This is a genomic window from Kitasatospora sp. NPDC057692 (assembly GCF_042799475.1).
In the GTDB taxonomy this organism is placed as follows: domain Bacteria; phylum Actinomycetota; class Actinomycetes; order Streptomycetales; family Streptomycetaceae; genus Kitasatospora.
The window spans coordinates 229,896-247,725 of record NZ_JBHVIV010000001.1 but is presented as its reverse complement, the minus strand read 5'-3'; the positions used below and the strand labels follow the sequence as shown (position 1 = coordinate 247,725).

10 protein-coding genes and 1 pseudogene are annotated in these 17,830 nt (G+C 75.8%); 5 read left to right on the top strand and 6 right to left on the bottom strand.

Features of this window, described 5'->3' with window-relative positions; translation table 11 throughout:
• The 3 genes and pseudogenes from ACFVFS_RS01000 to ACFVFS_RS00990 all read right to left on the bottom strand — a co-directional run.
• Positions 1 to 1,928, bottom strand: a pseudogene (locus ACFVFS_RS01000) (hypothetical protein); the annotation flags it as partial.
• Positions 1,929 to 2,228: 300 nt separating this feature from the next.
• Complete coding sequence (locus tag ACFVFS_RS00995) at positions 2,229 to 3,683, bottom strand: lipase maturation factor family protein (protein ID WP_380618724.1); 1,455 nt, start codon at positions 3,681 to 3,683, stop codon at positions 2,229 to 2,231.
• A gap of 325 nt (positions 3,684 to 4,008) precedes the next feature.
• On the bottom strand, positions 4,009 to 5,076 hold the full coding sequence (locus ACFVFS_RS00990; protein WP_380618663.1) for a GAF domain-containing protein: 1,068 nt from the start codon (positions 5,074 to 5,076) through the stop codon (positions 4,009 to 4,011).
• 490 nt (positions 5,077 to 5,566) lie between these two features.
• Here ACFVFS_RS00990 and ACFVFS_RS00985 point away from each other — a divergent pair, with 490 nt between their 5' ends.
• The 5 genes from ACFVFS_RS00985 (at position 5,567) to ACFVFS_RS00965 (ending at position 10,850) form a co-directional block, all read left to right on the top strand.
• Positions 5,567 to 6,844: an acyl-CoA dehydrogenase family protein gene (locus ACFVFS_RS00985; RefSeq protein WP_380618661.1), complete on the top strand. Its 1,278-nt coding sequence runs from the start codon at positions 5,567 to 5,569 to the stop codon at positions 6,842 to 6,844.
• A 403-nt stretch (positions 6,845 to 7,247) separates the two neighbouring features.
• The gene (locus ACFVFS_RS00980) at positions 7,248 to 9,380 is read left to right on the top strand and encodes an ATP-binding protein (protein WP_380618659.1); all 2,133 of its coding nucleotides are present in this window, start codon (positions 7,248 to 7,250) and stop codon (positions 9,378 to 9,380) included.
• On the top strand, positions 9,380 to 9,811 hold the full coding sequence (locus ACFVFS_RS00975; protein ID WP_380281010.1) for a roadblock/LC7 domain-containing protein: 432 nt from the start codon (positions 9,380 to 9,382) through the stop codon (positions 9,809 to 9,811). Before ACFVFS_RS00980 ends, ACFVFS_RS00975 begins: the two co-directional genes overlap by 1 nt.
• Positions 9,808 to 10,188: a DUF742 domain-containing protein gene (locus ACFVFS_RS00970; protein WP_380618655.1), complete on the top strand. Its 381-nt coding sequence runs from the start codon at positions 9,808 to 9,810 to the stop codon at positions 10,186 to 10,188. Before ACFVFS_RS00975 ends, ACFVFS_RS00970 begins: the two co-directional genes overlap by 4 nt.
• A gap of 89 nt (positions 10,189 to 10,277) precedes the next feature.
• On the top strand, positions 10,278 to 10,850 hold the full coding sequence (locus ACFVFS_RS00965; protein ID WP_380618653.1) for an ATP/GTP-binding protein: 573 nt from the start codon (positions 10,278 to 10,280) through the stop codon (positions 10,848 to 10,850).
• A gap of 93 nt (positions 10,851 to 10,943) precedes the next feature.
• Here ACFVFS_RS00965 and ACFVFS_RS00960 read toward each other — a convergent pair whose 3' ends face one another.
• The 3 genes from ACFVFS_RS00960 to ACFVFS_RS00950 form a co-directional block, all read right to left on the bottom strand.
• The gene (locus tag ACFVFS_RS00960; RefSeq protein WP_380618651.1) at positions 10,944 to 11,411 is read right to left on the bottom strand and encodes a MarR family winged helix-turn-helix transcriptional regulator; all 468 of its coding nucleotides are present in this window, start codon (positions 11,409 to 11,411) and stop codon (positions 10,944 to 10,946) included.
• A 120-nt stretch (positions 11,412 to 11,531) separates the two neighbouring features.
• On the bottom strand, positions 11,532 to 13,601 hold the full coding sequence (locus ACFVFS_RS00955) for a hypothetical protein (protein ID WP_380618649.1): 2,070 nt from the start codon (positions 13,599 to 13,601) through the stop codon (positions 11,532 to 11,534).
• A complete protein-coding gene (locus ACFVFS_RS00950; RefSeq protein WP_380618647.1) occupies positions 13,598 to 17,686 on the bottom strand; it encodes a DUF5682 family protein in 4,089 nt (1,362 codons plus the stop codon). Before ACFVFS_RS00950 ends, ACFVFS_RS00955 begins: the two co-directional genes overlap by 4 nt.
• Between the last annotated feature and the right edge of the window lie 144 nt (positions 17,687 to 17,830).

The following is a 17,830-nucleotide window of genomic DNA, read 5'->3' as shown; positions in this document are numbered from 1 at the left end:
GCCGGAGCCTCCGCAACCGGCTCAGCCTCGACCGACGCCTCGGCAACCGCTTCCTCTACGTCCGCGGCCTCGGCCTCGACGACCTCGACGGCCGGGACCTCGTCAGCCGACTCAACCGCAGCCGGAGCCTCCGCAACCGGCTCAGCCTCGACCGACGCCTCGGCAACCGCTTCCTCTACGTCCGCGGCCTCGGCCTCGACGACCTCGACGGCCGGAGCCTCGACGCCCGGCTCGACCTCAACCGGCGCCTCGACCTCCGGGATCTCCGCAACCGGCTCGGCCCCAACCTCGGCGACAGCCTCGGCCTCGACGACCTCGACGGCCGGAGCCTCGGCAACCGGCTCGACCTCAACCGGCGCCTCAACCTCCGCGACCTCGGCAACGGCCTCGGCCTCGACCGGGGCCTCCGCGACCGGCTCCGACTCCGTATCTACCCCTGCGGCCGTCGGCTCGGCTTCGGTCTCGGCCGACTCCTCCGCGACCGGCTCCTCGGCCGCCGGGGACTCCTCCTCCACCGCCGGCGCGGTGTCGTCCACGTCGGCGAGCTCGGTGACCGCGGCGGCGGCCGGCTCAGGGGTCTCCGCCGCCTCGGTCTCGGTACCCGCGGGGTCGATGGTCTCGGCCTCGGGGGCCGAGGGCTGGGCCGGCGGGGCGGCGGTGACGCCGACCAGGTCGTCGGCGGCCGGCGAGGGGGCGGGGAGGGTCACGGTGAGCGGCTGCTCGTCGGCCTCCGTCTCCGCCTCGGCGACGGCGTCCTTCGCCTCGGCCTCCGGCGCGACCTCAGTCACGGCCTCAGTCACGGCCTCGGCCTCAGTCACGGCCTCGGTCTCGACCGCGGCAACGGCCGCAGCCTCGGCGACGGCGGTCTCCGACGCGTCCTCCTCCTTCTCCCCCGCAGCCTCCCCCGCAGCCGGCGCCAGGCCGTCGCGCTGCCCACCCGCCAGGGCCTGGCGGGCCCCGTAGGCGGCCTCGGCGGCGCGGCGGTCGGCGCGGGCGGCGGCGAGCTCGGTGAGGAGGTCGGCGAGGCCGGCGTCCTCCAGGGTGGCGCGCAGGCCGCGGAGGGTGGGGAGGCGGTAGAGGGTGCCCTCGTCGGCGGCGAGGCACTCGACCAGGTCGACGAGGTCCGGGAAGGACAGCGCGTCGAGGTCCCGGCCGGGCAGCAGGCGGGCGAGTTCGCGCACGCCGGTGTTGATGGCCTCGAAGGTCTGCGCCGTGCGGTGGGCCAGGGCGGCGTCGGACGGGGCGGTGGGCAGGGTGCCGGTGGGCGCCAGGGCGGCCCAGGCGCGGCGCTCGACCTCGGCGGAGGCGAGCGCCTCGTGGAGGTCCTGGACGCGGGGGCGGCCGGTGGTGGTGGCGAGGGCGGCGGCCTGCTTGCGCAGCGAGCGGGCCCGCAGCCAGGACAGCTTGACACCGCGCTCGCGCCGCCAGGACCGGTCGGCGGTGGCGGCGATCAGGCCTTCGAGGTCGGTGTCGTACGCGGCGGGGACGAGCACGGTCGAGGTGCGGCGGACGAGCTGGAGCATCTCGACGAGCACCGCGGTCTTGCCGACGGTGTCCGGCGCGTCGAGCTTGACGTCGGCGGCGAGCGCGGTGACGTCGTCCCAGACCTGCTGGAGGTCGTGGCCGCGCAGCTCGGCGAGCACCGTGGACGCGGCGCGGGCCTCCTCGGGGGTGGCGACGGTGTCGACGGCCGCGTACCAGGGGTGGGTGTCGGCGGCGAGCGTGAACGCGCCGAGCTCGGCGTAGCGGCCGAGCTCCTCGCGGAGGTCGGTGTCGGCCGTGTCCGCGGCGTCCGTCGTGTTCGTCGTCTCCGTCGTGTCCATGGTCTCGGCGGTCTCCGTGGCGGCCTTCGTGTCCGTGGTGTCCTTGGCGTCTGCGGAGCCGGCTGCGTCGGCCGCGTCGGCGTTGCGGGAGTGAAGCACTGTCATGTGAGGTCCGGTTCTGGGCGGCTGCGGCGGGGGCGTGGACGGGCGGCGAGGGGGCGGCGGTCCGGGTGCGCGGTGGGCCTCGGAGCGAGGGGCCGGGGGCGCGCGGTCGGGCTGCCGGTCGGAGGCCAAGAATACGGGTGCCCGTTCGAGCCATGCACGCACCCACCGCCCCTCGGGGCGGTGTGGCGTGCCGTACCGCCCGCCCGGGCGCCACCCGGGAGGGCCGGTCGGGTGGTCGTCCGCCACCCGGATGCCGCACGACCGCAGGTCGGTGCCGTCTGTAGCCTGCCCGCCGTTCGCCTACCGCGCGGGCGGCGGGCGGTGGCCGACGCGGGCCAGCGTCGCGAGGTCGACCGGCGCGAGGTACTCGTGGAGCGCCGTGCGGTGCCACCACGCGCCGGTTTGCCGCAGTTCCCGCCAATCGGTGAACCGGTAGAGGTGGAGGGTCGCCCGGACGTGGGTCGGCGGGCCGTCCGGGAAGGGGTTGTGGCGCAGCAGGCGCAGCGTGTCCGGGTCGTTGACCAGCAGGCGGGCGGCGAACGGCAGGAACCACGGCCGGGCGTAGCCGGGCGAGATGCCGGCGAACCACATCAGCCAGTCGAGCCGCAGGTGGTAGGGGGCGTACTGGCGCGGGGCGCGGCGCACGTCGCCGGGCTTGCCCTTGAACCCGTACTCCTTCCACACGGTGTGCCGGGTGAGCACCGTCTCGTCCGTGCCCTCGACGACGACCTCCTGGCGGATCCTGTTGACGCTGCCGAACGCCCCGTAGGTGTTGACCAGGTGGAGGCGGTTGAAGGAGCGGTTCATCACCTGGCGGCGGGAGACCATGTTGCGGACCGGCCAGTAGCTGAGGACGAGGACGGCGGCGGTGACGGCGAGCGCCAGGGCCTCGAACCAGGCGGGTGTCGTGCCGTAGGCGCGCGGGTGGACGGGCAGGCCGAGGCGGGCGGGGTCGACGGCGGCGAGGGCGAGGGCGATGGTGAGCCAGTTGAGCCAGGCGAAGTTGCCGGAGGCGACCAGCCAGAGCTGGGTGGCGACGACGACGCAGGCGGCGTAGGTGGCGACGGGCTGCGGGAGGAGCAGGCCGACCGGGACGAGGAGTTGGGTGACGTGGTTGGCCGCCGCCTCGACGCGGTGCAGCGGGTCGGGCAGGTGGTGGAAGAACCAGCTGAGCGGTCCGGGCATGGGCTGGGTCTCGTGGTGGTAGCGCAGGCAGGTCAGGTCGCGCCAGCAGCTGTCGCCGCGCAGTTTGATCAGCCCAGCGCCGAACTCGACCCGGAAGGCCAGCCAGCGCAGCAGCCACAGCACGGGGGCGGGCGGGGCGGTGCCGGCGTTGCCGAGGAACACCGCCAGGAAGCCCGCCTCCAGCAGCAGCGACTCCCAGCCGAACGAGTACCAGGTCTGACCGACGTTGACGATCGACAGGTAGAGGACCCACAGCGCCGCCCAGCAGAGCATCGACGTCCACAGCGGGACGGCGTCGCCGAGGCCGGCGACGAGGGCGGCGGAGAGCGCGGCGCCGCTCCAGGAGACGGCGGCGAAGAAGCGGTCGCTGTAGTGGAGGTGGAAGAGGCCGGGGGCCTGCCGGAACGGGATCCGGGCGGTGAAGCGGGGGACGGGGAGCATGCCGCGGCTGCCGATCAGGGCGCGGAACTGGAGGGCCGCGGCGAGGAAGCCGGTGAGGTAGAGGGCGGCCAGCAGTCGCTGCACGAGCAGTCTGCTGAGCCAGTACTCGGGGGCGGCGAACCACTGCATGCGGCCCATGCCTACCACCGGGGGTCCTCGCGCGGCGGTGCGCGGCGGTGCGGTGTCCGGCGCTTCACCCGGACGGCGCCCGCTCGGACGGCGTTCACCCGTGCGGCGTTCATCCGTACGGCGTTCACCTGCACGGCGTTCACCCGTACGGCGTCCGCGCGGACAGCACCGTGGCGGGGGGCCTCTCCTCGGGGGTGAGAGGCGCCCCGCCGCGGTGGCGGACGCGGCGGTGCGGGCGGACGGGGAGGATCGGGGGAAGGCGGGAAGGGGAGAAGGGAACGGGGAGGAGGGCAGGGGGAGGACAGGGGAAGGACCCGGCCGCCACTCAGGCCGGCAGGACGATCCCGGCCTCGCCGCCGCCGATGGGCCCGGGGCGGTTGGCGGAGCCGCCACCGCTCTGCTGGAGGCGGTCGACCAGGAGCGCCGCCAGGGTGCCGAGTTCCTCCTCGGTCCGGGACTGCGCGGTGACGTCCATGCCGACCGTGAGGACGCCGCTGACCTGGCCGGTGCGGGCGGTGCGCAGCGGGCTGCAGGTGAAGCTGAAGATCTGCTGGCCGCGCTGGGCGTCGGGGCGCAGGGAGGGGACGCGCACGTCGTTGAGGACGGTGGCGCGGCCGGTGCGGTAGGCCTCGGAGACCGCCTGCTGGAGGCCGGCGGCGCCGAGCTGGGGGTAGGCCTGGCCGATCGCGCCGTAGGCCGCCGGGGCGCCGAACACCTCGGCGTGCTGGGCGTTGGCGTACCGGATCTCCTGGCCGGGGCCGTCGGTGAGCATGATCGGGAAGGGTGAGCCGTCGAAGGCGGCGAACATCTCCTGCTGCTGGGCGAGCAGGTTGTCGCGCAGCCGGATCTCGGAGAGCAGGGCCTCGGCGAGGTGCTGGATGTCGCGCAGGCGCTCGCGGCCCCACTGGCGGGGTTCGCGGTCGAGGACGCAGACGGTGCCGATGACGGTGTTGGTGTCGTCGACGAGGGGGGCGCCCAGGTAGGCGCGCACGCCCAGTTCGTCGACGACCGGGTTCCCGGCGAACCGGGGGTAGGCGAGGATGTCGTCCAGGGCGAGGGGGGAGCGCTGGGCGACGACGTGCGGGCAGAAGCCGTGGCTCAGCGGCATCTGACGGGTCGGCAGGTCGAAGGCGATGCCCCGGTCGGCCCAGGAGGAGCCCTCGCCGGCCGGGATGTCGGGGGAGGTTGGCGGAATGTAGAGCCCCCGGAACATCTGGCGCTCGTCGTTGATGAAGTTGACCATCGCGATGGGGGCGCGGGTGATACTGGCGGCCAGGTGGGCGAAGCGGTCGAAGGCCTCGTCCGCGGTGGGTTCGTCGAGGCCCAGGCTGCGAAGCCTGCGGGTCCGTTCCGACTCCCCGGCGGCACCCGGGAACTGGCCTTGAGTGCTCATCACATCAGTCATGGCGCACATGTAATCAGACATCCGGCGCCTTCGGCGCTCTCGGCCCGCGCCGTCCCGGATGCTGATGACCCGTCAAAGCCGCATGTTGGACAAGGAGACGGCGGGCGGGCTTCCGGACGGGAACCGACGGGGAACCGGAAGCGGAACCCACGGATCCGTCGGAACCGGGATTCAGGGGCCCCACGTATCCCCACCCGGCGGCGTTTCAATCATCGACAGCCGACGAACGACCCGATCGCGCCAATCCAAGATCCTCCGTAGAGCACTCCCGACGCACATATGACAATGAGCCCTGCCGAAAATCGACGGTCCCCAAGGGCAGCGAGGGCCACCGCCGACACTTCCGCACGCACCCGGCTGCAACGGGGCATCCGGCCGCCACCGTCACATCCCCCACGCCCTCGGCGGCCGACGCGGATCGGCTGCACGGACGGAGGCACATCCACCGAACGACAACCGAACCCGAGAGGACCGGGGCATGGCGATGGACTACTTCACCGACGAACGACACGAGAACCTCCGTGCGGAGGTGCGCGAGTTCGCGGAGAAGGAGGTGCGCCCGCAGGTGGCCAGAATGGAGGCCGAGCGCCAGGTCGAGTACGCACTCGCGCGGGAGATCGCCCGCCGGGGTTGGATCGGAGTGACCATCCCGCGCGAGTTCGGCGGGCTGGGGCTGGGGCATCTCGCCAAGACCGTCATCGTCGAGGAGCTGTCGCGCGTCAGCGGCGCCATGGGGGCGGTGGCGCAGGCCTCGCAGCTCGGCGTCGCCAAGTTCATCCACTTCGGCAACGACGCCCAACGCCGCCACTGGCTGCCCAGGTTCGCCTCCGGGGCGGCGCTGCCCACGATCGCCGTCACCGAACCGGAGTCCGGCGGCCATGTGCTCGGCATGACCGGCACCGCCCGGCGCGAGGGCGACGAGTACGTGCTCAACGGCCGCAAGTGGTTCGTGGGGAACTCGCACATCGGCGACGTGCACGGCGTGGTGCTGCGCACCGGCCAGGGCAGCCGGGGGCTCTCCGCCTTCCTGGTGGAGAGCGACCGGCCAGGGCTCCGCACCGGAACCCTGGGGTCGCAGAGCGGCCTGCACGGCTTCAGCTTCGGCGAGCTCGTCTTCGAGGACTGCCGGATCCCGGCCGCCAACCTGCTCGGCCGGGAGGGCCAGGGCCTGGACGTCGCCTACTCCTCCTCCACCCTGTACGGGCGGCTGAACCTGGCGGCGGTCGCGCTCGGCATCCACGTGGCGATCGTCGAGGACACCGTGCGGTTCGCCGAGGCGCGGGTGCTCTACGGCAAGCCGCTCTCCCAACTGCCCAACATCGCGCTGAAGCTGGGCGAGATGCAGTCCCGGCTGATGACCGCCAAGCTCGCCGCGTACCACGCCTCCCACCTGCTGGACCACGGCAGGCCCTGCGACGCCGAACTGATGAACGCCAAGCTGATCAACACCGAGTACGCGATGGACTCGGCGCGCAACGCGATGGAGATCCACGCCGGGCGCGGGCTGCAGGCGGAGTTCCACATCGAGCGCTACCTGCGCGACGCCACCCACACCTACCCGCCGGCCGGCACCTCGGACGTCCAGCGGCTGCGGCTCGGCCAGGTGGCCTCGGGCACCTACGGCAAGCAGTGGTCGGTCGAACTCTCCGACCTGGCCGGCTGGGCGTGGAGCGAGGCGGCCGAACGCGAGGCCCGTGCGGAGGCGGAGCTGCAGGCCGGCCAGGCGGCGGTGCTGCGGATGCCGCTGGCGGGCTGAGCCCCCGATCCGCGCGACGGAGCGGCCCTCCAGGATAGCTCCTCCCGCGCTTTCTTGACCTGTCCCTGACGGCTTTCCGGTGGCCGGGATCCGGTGGCCGGAAAGCCGTCAGGCACTCCCCCGGAGGCTTCGCTGACCAGTGCGAATACCCGGCCGGAGGGCGGTCGCGGTTCCCGACGCGCTGTCATCAGGCGTTCACATATGGTCAGTTGATGTTGCCCGAAGGGCACCTTGGGCTGGTAGCGTGCCTGAAGTCGGCGGCCGTGCTGCAACCGTCCGGACGGCGACCCCACGGGTCGCCACCTCCGGCAACCCTCCGGGCACCGCCGGCCGTGGCGCCCCAGCGGCCCCGGCCGGACCGCACACGGACACCCCGCCGTTCGGCCCTGCTACAAGGAATCAGATGCCAGGCATATCGGCCCCCCGGACGGGCCACCGCGCCGGCCGGCCCGGCTCCCTCCGCAGCTCCCTCCTCGCGCTCGTCCTGGTCCCCTGCCTCGGCCTCGCCGCCGCCTGGGGATACGCCGTCCACCTGCTGCGCGACGCCGGGGAGCGCACCGCCCTGTACGCCGGCAGCGCGGCGGTCGGCGCCGTCCTGCTCTGGAGCCTGGCGCGCGGTGTGCGCGCGGCGCGCGCCCTGCCGGCCCGGATCGCCGCGCTGCACGCCGACGCGCTGACGCTCGCCGAGCACGAGATCCCGGGGATCGTCGGTCGGCTGCGGGCCGGCGAGTCGGTCCCGGTCCCGTCCGTCCGGACCCCGCCCCGGCGGACCGGCGACGAACTCCAGCAGGCCGCCGACAGCCTCGCCGCCGTCCGGCAGGCCGCCGTCGCCGCCATCGTCCACCAGGCCCAGGGTCGCGAGGGGACGAAGAAGGTCTTCCTCAACATCGCCCGCCGCACCCAGATCCTGATCCACCGCCAGATCAGCATGCTGGACGCGCTGGAGCGCGAGCACGAGGAACCCGACCTGCTGCGCGAGCTGTTCGCCGTCGACCACCTCGCCACCCGGATGCGGCGCAACGCGGAGAACCTCGTCATCCTCGGCGGCGCACTGCCCGCCCGGCGCTGGCGCAACGCCGTGCCCATGGTCAACGTGCTGCGCAGCGCCGTCTCCGAGACCGAGAACTACTCGCGGGTCGTCGTCCAGGGCGTGCCCCGCACCTCGCTCGGCGGCCAGGCGGTCGCCGACGTGATCCACCTCGTCGCCGAGCTGATCGAGAACGGCACCACCTTCTCGCCGCCCTACACCCAGGTGCAGGTCTCGGCGCAGGAGGTCCCCAAGGGCCTGGTGGTGGAGGTCGAGGACCGCGGCCTCGGCATGGTCGAGGAGGAGTACCAGCGACTCAACGACTACCTGGCGAACCCTCCCGAGCTGGACGTCTCCGCGCTCGGCGACGACCTGCGGCTCGGGCTCTTCGTGGTCGCCCGGCTGGCCGCCCGGCACGAGGTCCAGGTCACGCTGCGCCCCTCGCCCTACGGCGGGACCCGGGCGGTGGTGCTGGTGCCGGCGGCGCTGCTGCAGCAGGCCGAGCCGCCGTCCTTCGTGGCCGGGCTGCCGGCGGGTGCCCGGGTCACCCGGTCCCCGGCGCCCGATCTGCGGCCCGGCGCCGAGGCGGGTTCGGGTTCGGGTTCGGGTGCGGGTACGGGTGTCGACGTTGGCACGGGTGTGGGTGTCGGCGTGGGTGTGGGTGTGGGCGCGGGCTCCGGTGTGGGCGCGGGCTCCGGTGTGGAGGCGGGACCGGGTGCTGGTGCGGGCGCGGGTACGGGCGCGGCTGCCGTCGGCCAGGAGCTGTCGGGCGCGCTCGCCGGGGTGCTCGACGGCTTGCTGGGCCACGGGCCGGCGGCCGGGCAGGGGCCGGGCGGCGTCGGACCGGGCACCGCGGGAGGCGCCGCGAGCGCGGAGGCGGACGACGGCGCGACGGGAGACGGCGGCCTGGTGATCGGCGAGCTGCTCGCCCGCTACCCGGAGGGCACCGGCCCGCAGGAACAGGGCGACCGGACGGTCAACGGCGGGCTTCCGGTCGGCTCGCCGATCCCCGGCCTGCCGGGCGCGGTGGTCGTGGCCCGCCCCAGTCGGCCCCTGCCGTACCTGGACTCGGCGGGCGACCCGGGCCCGGAGAGCTGGTTCGAACCCGGGGCCAGGAACAGGGCCGGCGCACCGGTGGTGGGCGGCGGCGAGCCGTCGACCGCGCCCGCGGAAGCCGGGGCGCCCGCGACGCCCACGCACCAGCGCGCCGAGGAGGCCCGCGCGGAGTACGGGCCCGAGGGCGAGCTGCGCACGCCGCGCGTCCTGCCCCGGCGGGTCCGCAACGCCAGCCTCGCCGAACAGCTGCGCGAGGCCCACGCGCCCTCCGCCGCCCCCTACGGACCGCCCCCGCCCCACGTCGGGCCGCCCGACGCCACCACCCGGCCCGACGACGACCCCTCGCCGCAGCGCTCGCGGGCCACCATGGCCGCCATCCAGCGCGGCACCCGTACCGCCCGTGCGACCCCGTCCGAGCCGGACGCGCCCCCCACAGCGAAGGAACAGCAGTGATGACGCAGCACACCGACACCGAGCGCGACCTCAACTGGCTGCTGGACCAGCTGGTGTCGCGGGTCCCGGAGACCCGGCACGCCATCGTCCTCTCCGAGGACGGCCTGCTGGTCGGGCTCTCCCAGGGCCTCGACCGGGCCGACGCCGAGCACCTGTCGGCCGTCGCGTCCGGCCTGCAGAGCCTCGCCCGGGGCGCCGGCCAGCGGTTCAACGGCGGTCGGGTGCGGCAGACCGTGATCGAGATGGACCAGCTGTTCCTGTTCGTCACGACCGCCGGCCAGGGCGCCCGGCTCGCCGTGCTCACCAGCGAGTCCGTCGACGCCGGGCTGATGGCCTACGAGATCAACATGCTGGTCAAGCAGGTCGGGCAGTACCTCACCGCGGCGCCGCGCAGCGACGCCGGCCAACCGGATGCGGGTGGCGGTGCGTGACCGTCGACGCCGCCGAGGCCTGGTTCTACGACAAGGAGGCCGGCCATCTGGTCCGCCCCTACGCCATCACCAACGGGCGGACCGGCCCGGTCCGTGACGGCTTCGCGCTGATCACCCTGGTGGTCACCGCCGACCCGCGCACGGACACCAGCCGGATGACGCCCGAGCCGGCGGCGATCCTGGACCTCTGCCGCGAACGCCCGCTCGCGGTGGCCGAGATCGCGGCCGTCCTGGACCTCCCGGTGAGCGTGGTCAAGGTGCTGCTGGACGACCTCGCCGAGGCCCGGATGATCCTGACCCGGGCGCCCGTCGAACTCGCCGAGGCCCCGGACATCGCGTTGATCCAGGCCGTGATCGAGGGCGTCCGCCGGCTCTGATCCGCCCGCCCTGATCCACCGGCTCCGGTGCGCCGCCTCGGCCCCGCTCCGCCCCGTACCTCGCCCAGTTCCCCCTCAGGAGACCCCACGTGACGACCCAGAGCCTGGTGCCGGGTGCGGTCAAGATCCTCGTCGCCGGCGGCTTCGGCGTCGGCAAGACCACCATGGTCGGCTCGGTCAGCGAGATCGAACCGCTGCAGACCGAGGAGCGGATGACCAACGCCAGCATCGGGATCGACAGCCTCCACGGCCTCCAGGACAAGTCGACCACCACCGTCGCGATGGACTTCGGGCGGATCACCGTCCGCGAGGACCTGGTGCTCTACCTGTTCGGCACGCCGGGCCAGTTCCGCTTCTGGTTCATGTGGGACGACCTGGCGCTCGGCGCGCTCGGCGCCGTCGTCCTGGCCGACACCCGGCGGCTGGAGTCCAGCTTCGCCGCCGTCGACTTCTTCGAGCAGCGCGGCATCCCCTTCGCCGTCGGCGTCAACTGCTTCTACGGACGGCGCGACTGCTCCCCCGAGGACGTCCGCCGCGCGCTGGATCTCGACCAGGGCGTGCCCGTGCTGCTCTGCGACGTCCGGGAACGCGCGTCCAGCAAGGAACTGCTGCTCGCCCTCCTCGACCGGGTCCACGCGGAGGCGCTCGCCGCCCACCGGTGAGGCCCCGCGCCTGAGCGCGGAGCCCCCACGGGCGGGCGGACGGGCCGGCGGGGCCGGCGGGGCCGGCGGGGCCGGCGCCGGCAGGTGAGGCGGTCAGGCCTTGGCCGGGGCCGCCGGGGTGAGCTCCAGGTCGTACAGGGCCCGTACCAGCGGCGCCAGTTCGGGGAGGTCGGCGGCCTCGGTGAGCGTCGCCTCCAGGGCCGCGTCGTGCAGCGGACGGGCCGCGGCGAGCAGTTCGCGTCCCTGCGGGGTCAGCTCGGTGTAGATGCCGCGCCGGTCGTCCGCGCAGAGGTAGCGGCTGAGCAGCCCCCGCTCCTCCAGCCGGCTCACCAGCCGGGTGGTCGCGCTGCTGCTCAGCGCGGCCGCGCGGGCCAGCTGCTGCATCCGCATGTGCCAGCCGTCCTGCCGCGACAGCGCCTCCAGCACCGTGTACTCGACCACCGAGAGCCGGTGCTCCGCCTGCAGCGCCTTCTCCAGCGCCGAGTCGATCAGGCCGTGCAGCGCGGCGAGCGTCCGCCAACCACTGGCGCGGACCTCGGCGGCGTCGTCCTGGATCCCCATGGCTCGCCTCTCTCTGCTCGGATACTGCTCGGGTCGTGCTCCGGTGACTCCGGTGAAACGTGCTTCTCCACCCAATTATGCCATTCGGCGCGGCTTACCTGCTTGTGCAAATAGTTCTCCTTATGTCCGGTTCTGGTTCTCCTGCGGCGGAGCGCCGTCCGACGGCCAGGACCAGGCGGTCACGCAGAGCGCCGAGGCCAGCTCCTCCTCGTACCAGGCAGCCGCCAGCCAGGCGGCCGCGAAGGCGCCGTGGTCGTCCGCGACCACCCGGCCGAAGACGTCGCGCGGCTGGTCCGCCGCCGCCGCGAACAGTCCGTCCAGCAGCGCCGCCCCGGTGGCCAGCCCCGTCGAGCGCAGCCTGACCCGGTCGGCGTCGGCCGCGCGGGAGCCGAGCGCCAGCGCGGACCGGCCGCCGGTCACCGCCTGCGCCACCCGGCGGGCGAGCAGGTGCACGGGGGCGGTCAGGGCGTCGGCACCGCCGCCGGCGGCGTCGAGGGGCGGCAGCGCTCCGGTCCCGGTCGGACCGGCGGACGGGAGGGTGAGGTCCGCCGTCTGCAACCGCTCCAGGCCCAGGTTGACCCGGCCCGCGCGGTCGGCGGGCAGCGCCAGGGCGGGCTCCGCCGGATTCCCGGGCGCGGACAGGGACGCGGACGCGGGCACGGACGTGGAGGTGGGCACGGTTACCGCGGAGTCGGTGGCGACGGCCGGGGACCGGTCCGCGGGCGGCAGGCCGATGGCCAGCAGCCGCAGCTCCGGGCGGGCCGAGCGCTCCGGCCGGCCGATCACCCGCAGCCGCAGGCCCGGGGCGGTGGCGAGCAGCGCCAGGTTGCCCCGGTACGCCAACCCCGGGTGGTCGTGCGCGGCCCGCAGCGCCACCACCGCCCCGTCGCACTCCGCCAGCAGCCGCGGCTCCCCGTCCGTCCCGTACGGCGCCGCGCCGAGCAGGGTCACGTCCAGGAACAGCAGCTCGCTCCCGGCCGGCCGGGCCTCGGGCGGCAGCGCCCCGGCGGCGAGCGCCCGCGCCACCTGGGCGGCCGGCGGCTCGCCCCAGAGGGCCGCGAGCGGCTCGGCCGTCCAGTCCGCGCCCGCCGCGCGGACCGCCCGGACCGATGCGCCCGCCCCGAGCCGCCCGGACGCCGACCTGGTCGCCCCCTGCACGGCCAGCCCGCCCCGGGTGAACTCGCGGTGGCTGAGCATCGCGTCCCCCAGCCGCACCGCCCGGTTCCCGGCCCCGACCGCCTGCGGGGCCGCCGCCGTGGCGTCGGTGTGCGGCATCACCTCCGCCATCGTGTGCAGCCCGCCGCCCGCGTCCACCGCCCAGGTGAGCACCCCCGCGTGGGTGGCTGTCAGCACCGGCTCGGCGAACAGCCCGTAGAGCCGCAGGCCGCCCGCGGGCGCGTAGGCCTGGCGGGCCGTCCCGCGCAGTTCCGCGACGCCCGGTCCGGTCGCCTGCGGTGTGCCGGTGAGGGCCAGCGCCGTGCTGAGGCCGAGGAGGTCCCGCAGGCCGGCCACCAGGTCGGCGAGGCGGTGGTCCGGCTCGCCCGAGCGGGCGGCGCGGATCCGGGTGACCACCGCGACCGCCGCGGCCGCCGACCGGTGCACTCCGGCCAGCCGGGCCCGGTGGGCCGCGCGGAGCAGTTCCGCCTGGAGCACCGCGCCCGCGCCGCCGACACCCGCCGCCAGCACGGCGGCGCCCACCCGGTGCAGGTGTGCGACGGCGGCCCGTTCGGCGGCGGTGAGGTCATCGGCGGGCTGGGCGACAGCGGCCCCGGGCGGGTCCGCCGGTGCGGCCGGGGAGGGGCCCCCGGCGGCGGGCGGTTCATCGACGGACGGTTCGCTGTCGGACGGCTCGTCGTCGGCGAGCGGGCAGACCGTCACCGCCGCGGCCCGGTGCACGCAGGCGGGCGCCAGCAGGCAGCCGCAGCGCACGTCCGCCTGGTCGGCGACCACCCCGCCCGGCGCGTGCAGTACGAGCACCGACTCCTCGTCGACGGCGATCCGCCAGTCCTCGCCGGTCCGCTCCACCGGCCGTTCGGCCAGCTTGGCGGCGGCGCCGTCCAGGCGCTTCTGCAACCGCGCCGACAGCCCGGCCACCACCTCGGCGACCACCTCCGGCCGGACCGCCGGCCAGTGCGCGCCGGTCCCCGTTCCCGCGTCCGTTCCCGTCACTGTCCCTGCCGTCTCCGTCATCGGACCTTCTCCCCCACCCAGCGGGCCAGTTCGAGCGGGCTGAGCGCCGCCACCGGCATCCCGGCCGCGACCAGGCGGCCCGCGACCGCCTTCGAGTACCGGGCCGTCCCGGTGTCGTCCAGTGCGGCGCAGCCCAGCAGGTGGCAGCCCGAGTCGACCAGCGCCCGGGTCTGCGTGAGCAGCCCGCCGAGCGGGCCGCCCTCCTCGAAGTCGCTGACCACCGCGATCAGCGTGCGGGACGGCACGGTCACCAGGCTCCGCGCGTACTTCAGACCGGCCGCGATGTGCGTGCCGCCGCCGATCCGGACCTCCAGGAGCAGGCCCAGCGGGTCCGTCACCCGGTCGGTCAGGTCGACCACCTCGGTGGAGAAGGCGACGAAGTGGGTGCTCAGCGAGGGCACCCCGGCCAGGATCGACGCGGTCAGCGCCGCCCAGACGGTCGACGACTCCATCGAGCCGGACACGTCCACGACCAGGATCAGCCGCCAGTCGGACGCCTGGCGGGCCCTGGTCCGGAAGACCGGGCGCTCCGGCACGATCACCATGCCGCCCGGCCCGTCGCCGGACGGGTCGGCGGCGGGGTCGGCCGGGCGGGCGGTGGCGAGGTTGGCGCGGATCGTGCGGTGCAGGTCCAGGCCGCCGCCCGGGCGGCGGCTCGGGCGCGGCACGCTGATGCCGGTCAGGGCGGGCCGCAGCCTGGTCGCCAGTTCGCGGCTCAGCTCGTCGACCAGACGCCGGACCAGTGGGCGCAGCCCGGCCAGCCGGGCCTCGGGCAGGCCGCCCGCGTGCTCCAGGACGGTGCGCAGCAGGTCGACCGACGGTCGGACGGCGTCCGGGTCGATCGCATCCAGCGCGTCGCCGCGGCCCTGCGCGACGGCGGCCGCCAGTACCTCCTCCCGCAGGCCCGGCCCGAACAGGGCGGTCAGTTCCTCGGCCCACTCGCGGACACCCGGGTACGGCGCCTCGCGCCCGCCCCGGTTGCCGCCGGCGCCGCCCCGGCCGTCCAGGCCGGGGCCGGAGCCCTCGCCGTGGCCCGTCCCGTACAGCTCGTCGAGCGCCGTGGCGAGGCGGGCGGCCCGGCCGCCGAGGCCGCCGCTTCCCGGCCTGCCGAGCAGCAGCCGCCAGCGCTCGGCCGCGCCGAGGGCGTGGGCGGGGGTGGAGGTGGGGATCCGGGGAAGGGTGGGGGCCGCCGGGGCCGGAGCCTCCGCGGTGGGCGGCGGGAGGAGGGCCGGGAGCAGCCCGCGGCGGGCGAGCGCGGCGCGGGCGGCCAGGTCCGCGCGGGACCAGTCGGCGAGCAGTGCGGGCGGCATCTCGTCGGGGAGCGTGTCCAGGCGGGTGCCCACGCGTTCCTCGACGAGGTGCAGCAGCCGGTCGCGAGCGGCCGGGCTGAGCGTGTCGAACCCGCCGCGCAGCGCGGGCAGACGGTCCAGGAAGGCGCTGTCGGGGAGCGTGACCACCCGTTCCAGCACCGGTTCGAGCACCTCGGGCGCGGTCGACAACAGCCCTTCGGCGGCCGTGAGCAGCCCGACGAGGGACCGTCCGAGGGCGTGCCGGGCGTCGGGCCCGGTGGCGCCGTCGACCCAGGAGGCGGCCCGGTCGCCGAACACCGCGGGCTCCTCCTGCCGGAGCAGCACCCGGACCGCCCCGGCCGCACCGCGTACCAGGGGGCTTCCGCCGTCGGCGAGTTCGGCCAGCGTGTGCCGCAGCCGCACGCCGCCGGAGAGGTCCGCCCGCCGGGCCAGCTCCACCAGCGCCCGGGCGTCGTCCGCCTCGTCCGACCCGCTTAGGCCCTCCAACTGCCGCACCGCCGCCACCGTCACCACCCCGGCCGCCGCCGCGAGCGCGGCGAGCACCGGATCGGCCGGATCCGCGGCGGCCCCGGTGGCGCCGTTCCCGGAGGGGGCGAGCCCTGCGGACTGCCCGGAGGCCGCCGGACCGTCAACCGGCGAATCGGCGGCAGCCGGACCGGAAGGAGCCTCGCCGCCGAAGGACACAGCGCCCTCGCCGGGCGGCACGGCGCCGACCGGGCCGGAGGCCACCGAACCGGCGGCAGCCGGATCACCGGTCGGCGGAGCCGTCGGAACAGCGCCCGGGGACGGCACGGCCGCCGCCGTCGACACACCGGCGGACACGACGGCCTCATCCTTCGATACGACAGCCGCCGCACCCCCGACGGGCGCACCCACGACGGGCGGAACACCGGGCACCGGCTTCGAAGCGGCCTCCGCACCGGCGGACGCGGTGGTCCCGGCGATCGAGGCCGTGGCCTGGGATGGCGGCGTGGGCTGATGGGTGGCGGTGAGGCGGTCGAGGAGGGCGAGGGCGTTGAGGAGGTCGGGGAGGGTGCCGCTGTCGGGGAGGACGGTGGTGAGCTGGGTGAGGCGGGTGCCGGTGAGCGCGGGCAGACCGCAGGCGGCGGCGTCGGCGAGGCCCTGGAGGACTTCGCCGGCGGTGGGACCGTCCGCCTGCTGTTCGCGGCGGAGCCGTTCCCGCAAGGCGCCCTCGGCGGCCTGGGCCGGGGTGACGCCCCGGGTGCCGGCGACCGTCAGCATGGCGGCGACGGCCGGGGTCCAGCGGACGCGCCAGCGGGTGGTGAGGGTCTCGGTGCCGCCCGCGCCGGTGGTCTCGACGGGGTCGGCGTAGGGGACGCCGCAGGCCGTGAGGCGGTGGAGGAGGAGTTCGCGGCGCCGGTCGAGGGGTGAGCGGAGCGGGTCGAGCCGCAGCTCGCGGGGAGCGGACTCGGCGCTGTCGCCGGGGCCGGGGAGGCCGAGGTCGGCGAGCAGCTGCTCGACGGCGGGGGCGAGGCCGCTGCGCGGGGCGGCCGGGGTGGGCTCGCCGGTGCGGGTGCCGACCAGGACCTTCTCCAGCGCGCGGGCCACCGCCCGGCCCCGGCCGAGGGGTTCGCCCTGGGCGAGGACGGTCTGCACCGCCTCGACGAGCTCGCCGCGCCCGGGGGCCGCGAGGGCCCGCAGCCGGGCGAGGTCGCCGGCGAGCCGGACGATCTCGCGGGCGTCGGCCGGGCCGGAGGGGTGGTCCTGGGTGCGCAGGGCCTCGCAGATCCGTACGGCGGTGCGGACGAGTGCCTCGGCGAGCCGGTCCGCGTCACCGGCGGCGTCCAGCACGGTGTGCTGCCACTCGGGGTCGCGGATGCCGGCCGGGTAGCCGGAGCGGGCGTCGAGGAGGGGGTAGGTGTACGGGATCAGGGAGACCACGTGACGGGCGTCCGGGGCCGGCCCGTCGGCGGCCTCGGCGGCCGGCTCGGTGGCCGATCCGTCGGCGGGCACGTCGGCGGGCACGGTGAGCGCGGGGGCGTGGAAGGCGCCGATGACGGCGGCGACCCGGCGGCCGCCGGCGCCCGCCTCCCGGATGCGCTCCCGCATCCAGGCCTCGCGCCGCAGGTCGTACGGGTCGACGCCGGGGCCGTCCTCGGCGTCCCGGCGCAGCGCCCAGCCGACCAGCAGGGCGGCGCGCCGGACGGCCTCCGGGGCGGAGCCCGGGGCGGCGGTCTCGACGAGGCGGTCCCAGAGGTCCTCGTCGTCGTCCCGCCCGGTGAGGCGGTGGCGCAGGGCGTCGGCGACCCCGGGGCGGGCGCCGGAGCCGGTGCGCTCGCGCTCGGTGTACCGCGCGCGGACGGCGAGGGGAAGGTCGCAGGCGACGGTCTCGACGCCGTGGCGGCGGGCCCAGCGCAGGGCGGCGAGTTCGGGCGAGAAGTCGGCGAAGGGGTAGAAGGCGAGCCCGGTGCCGTGGCCGGCCTCGGCACCGATGCCGTCGGCGCGCTCGTCCGAGCGGTCGGCGGCGGGGGCCGCGGCGAGGGCGACCGGAGCCTTGGTGGCCTCGTCGGCGAGCAGGTCGAGCCAGGGCTGGAACTCGGCGGGCAGCTCGACCAGCAGCACCTCGGGTGCGGCGGCGTCGAGCAGGGCGGGCACGACGGCGCTGAGCGAGGGCGCGTGGTGGCGCACCCCGATCAGGTAGGGGCCGGGCGTGTCGAGGCCGGACGCGGCCAGTCGGGCGGCCTGGGCCTCGACCGTCCCGCGCGGGTCGTCGAGGCCGGGGCCCGCCCCGCCGGGCGGCACCGCGCTGCTCATGTGTTCACCTCTCGGTGGAAGTTCGGAAGTTCGGAAGTTCGGAGGGTTGAAAGGTCGGAAGGCCGGATTCGGAAGGTCGGAGCCGGGAGTGGAACGGTGCTGTCGGGCGGGCCCCCCCCCCCCCGGGGGCCCCGCCCGCGCCCG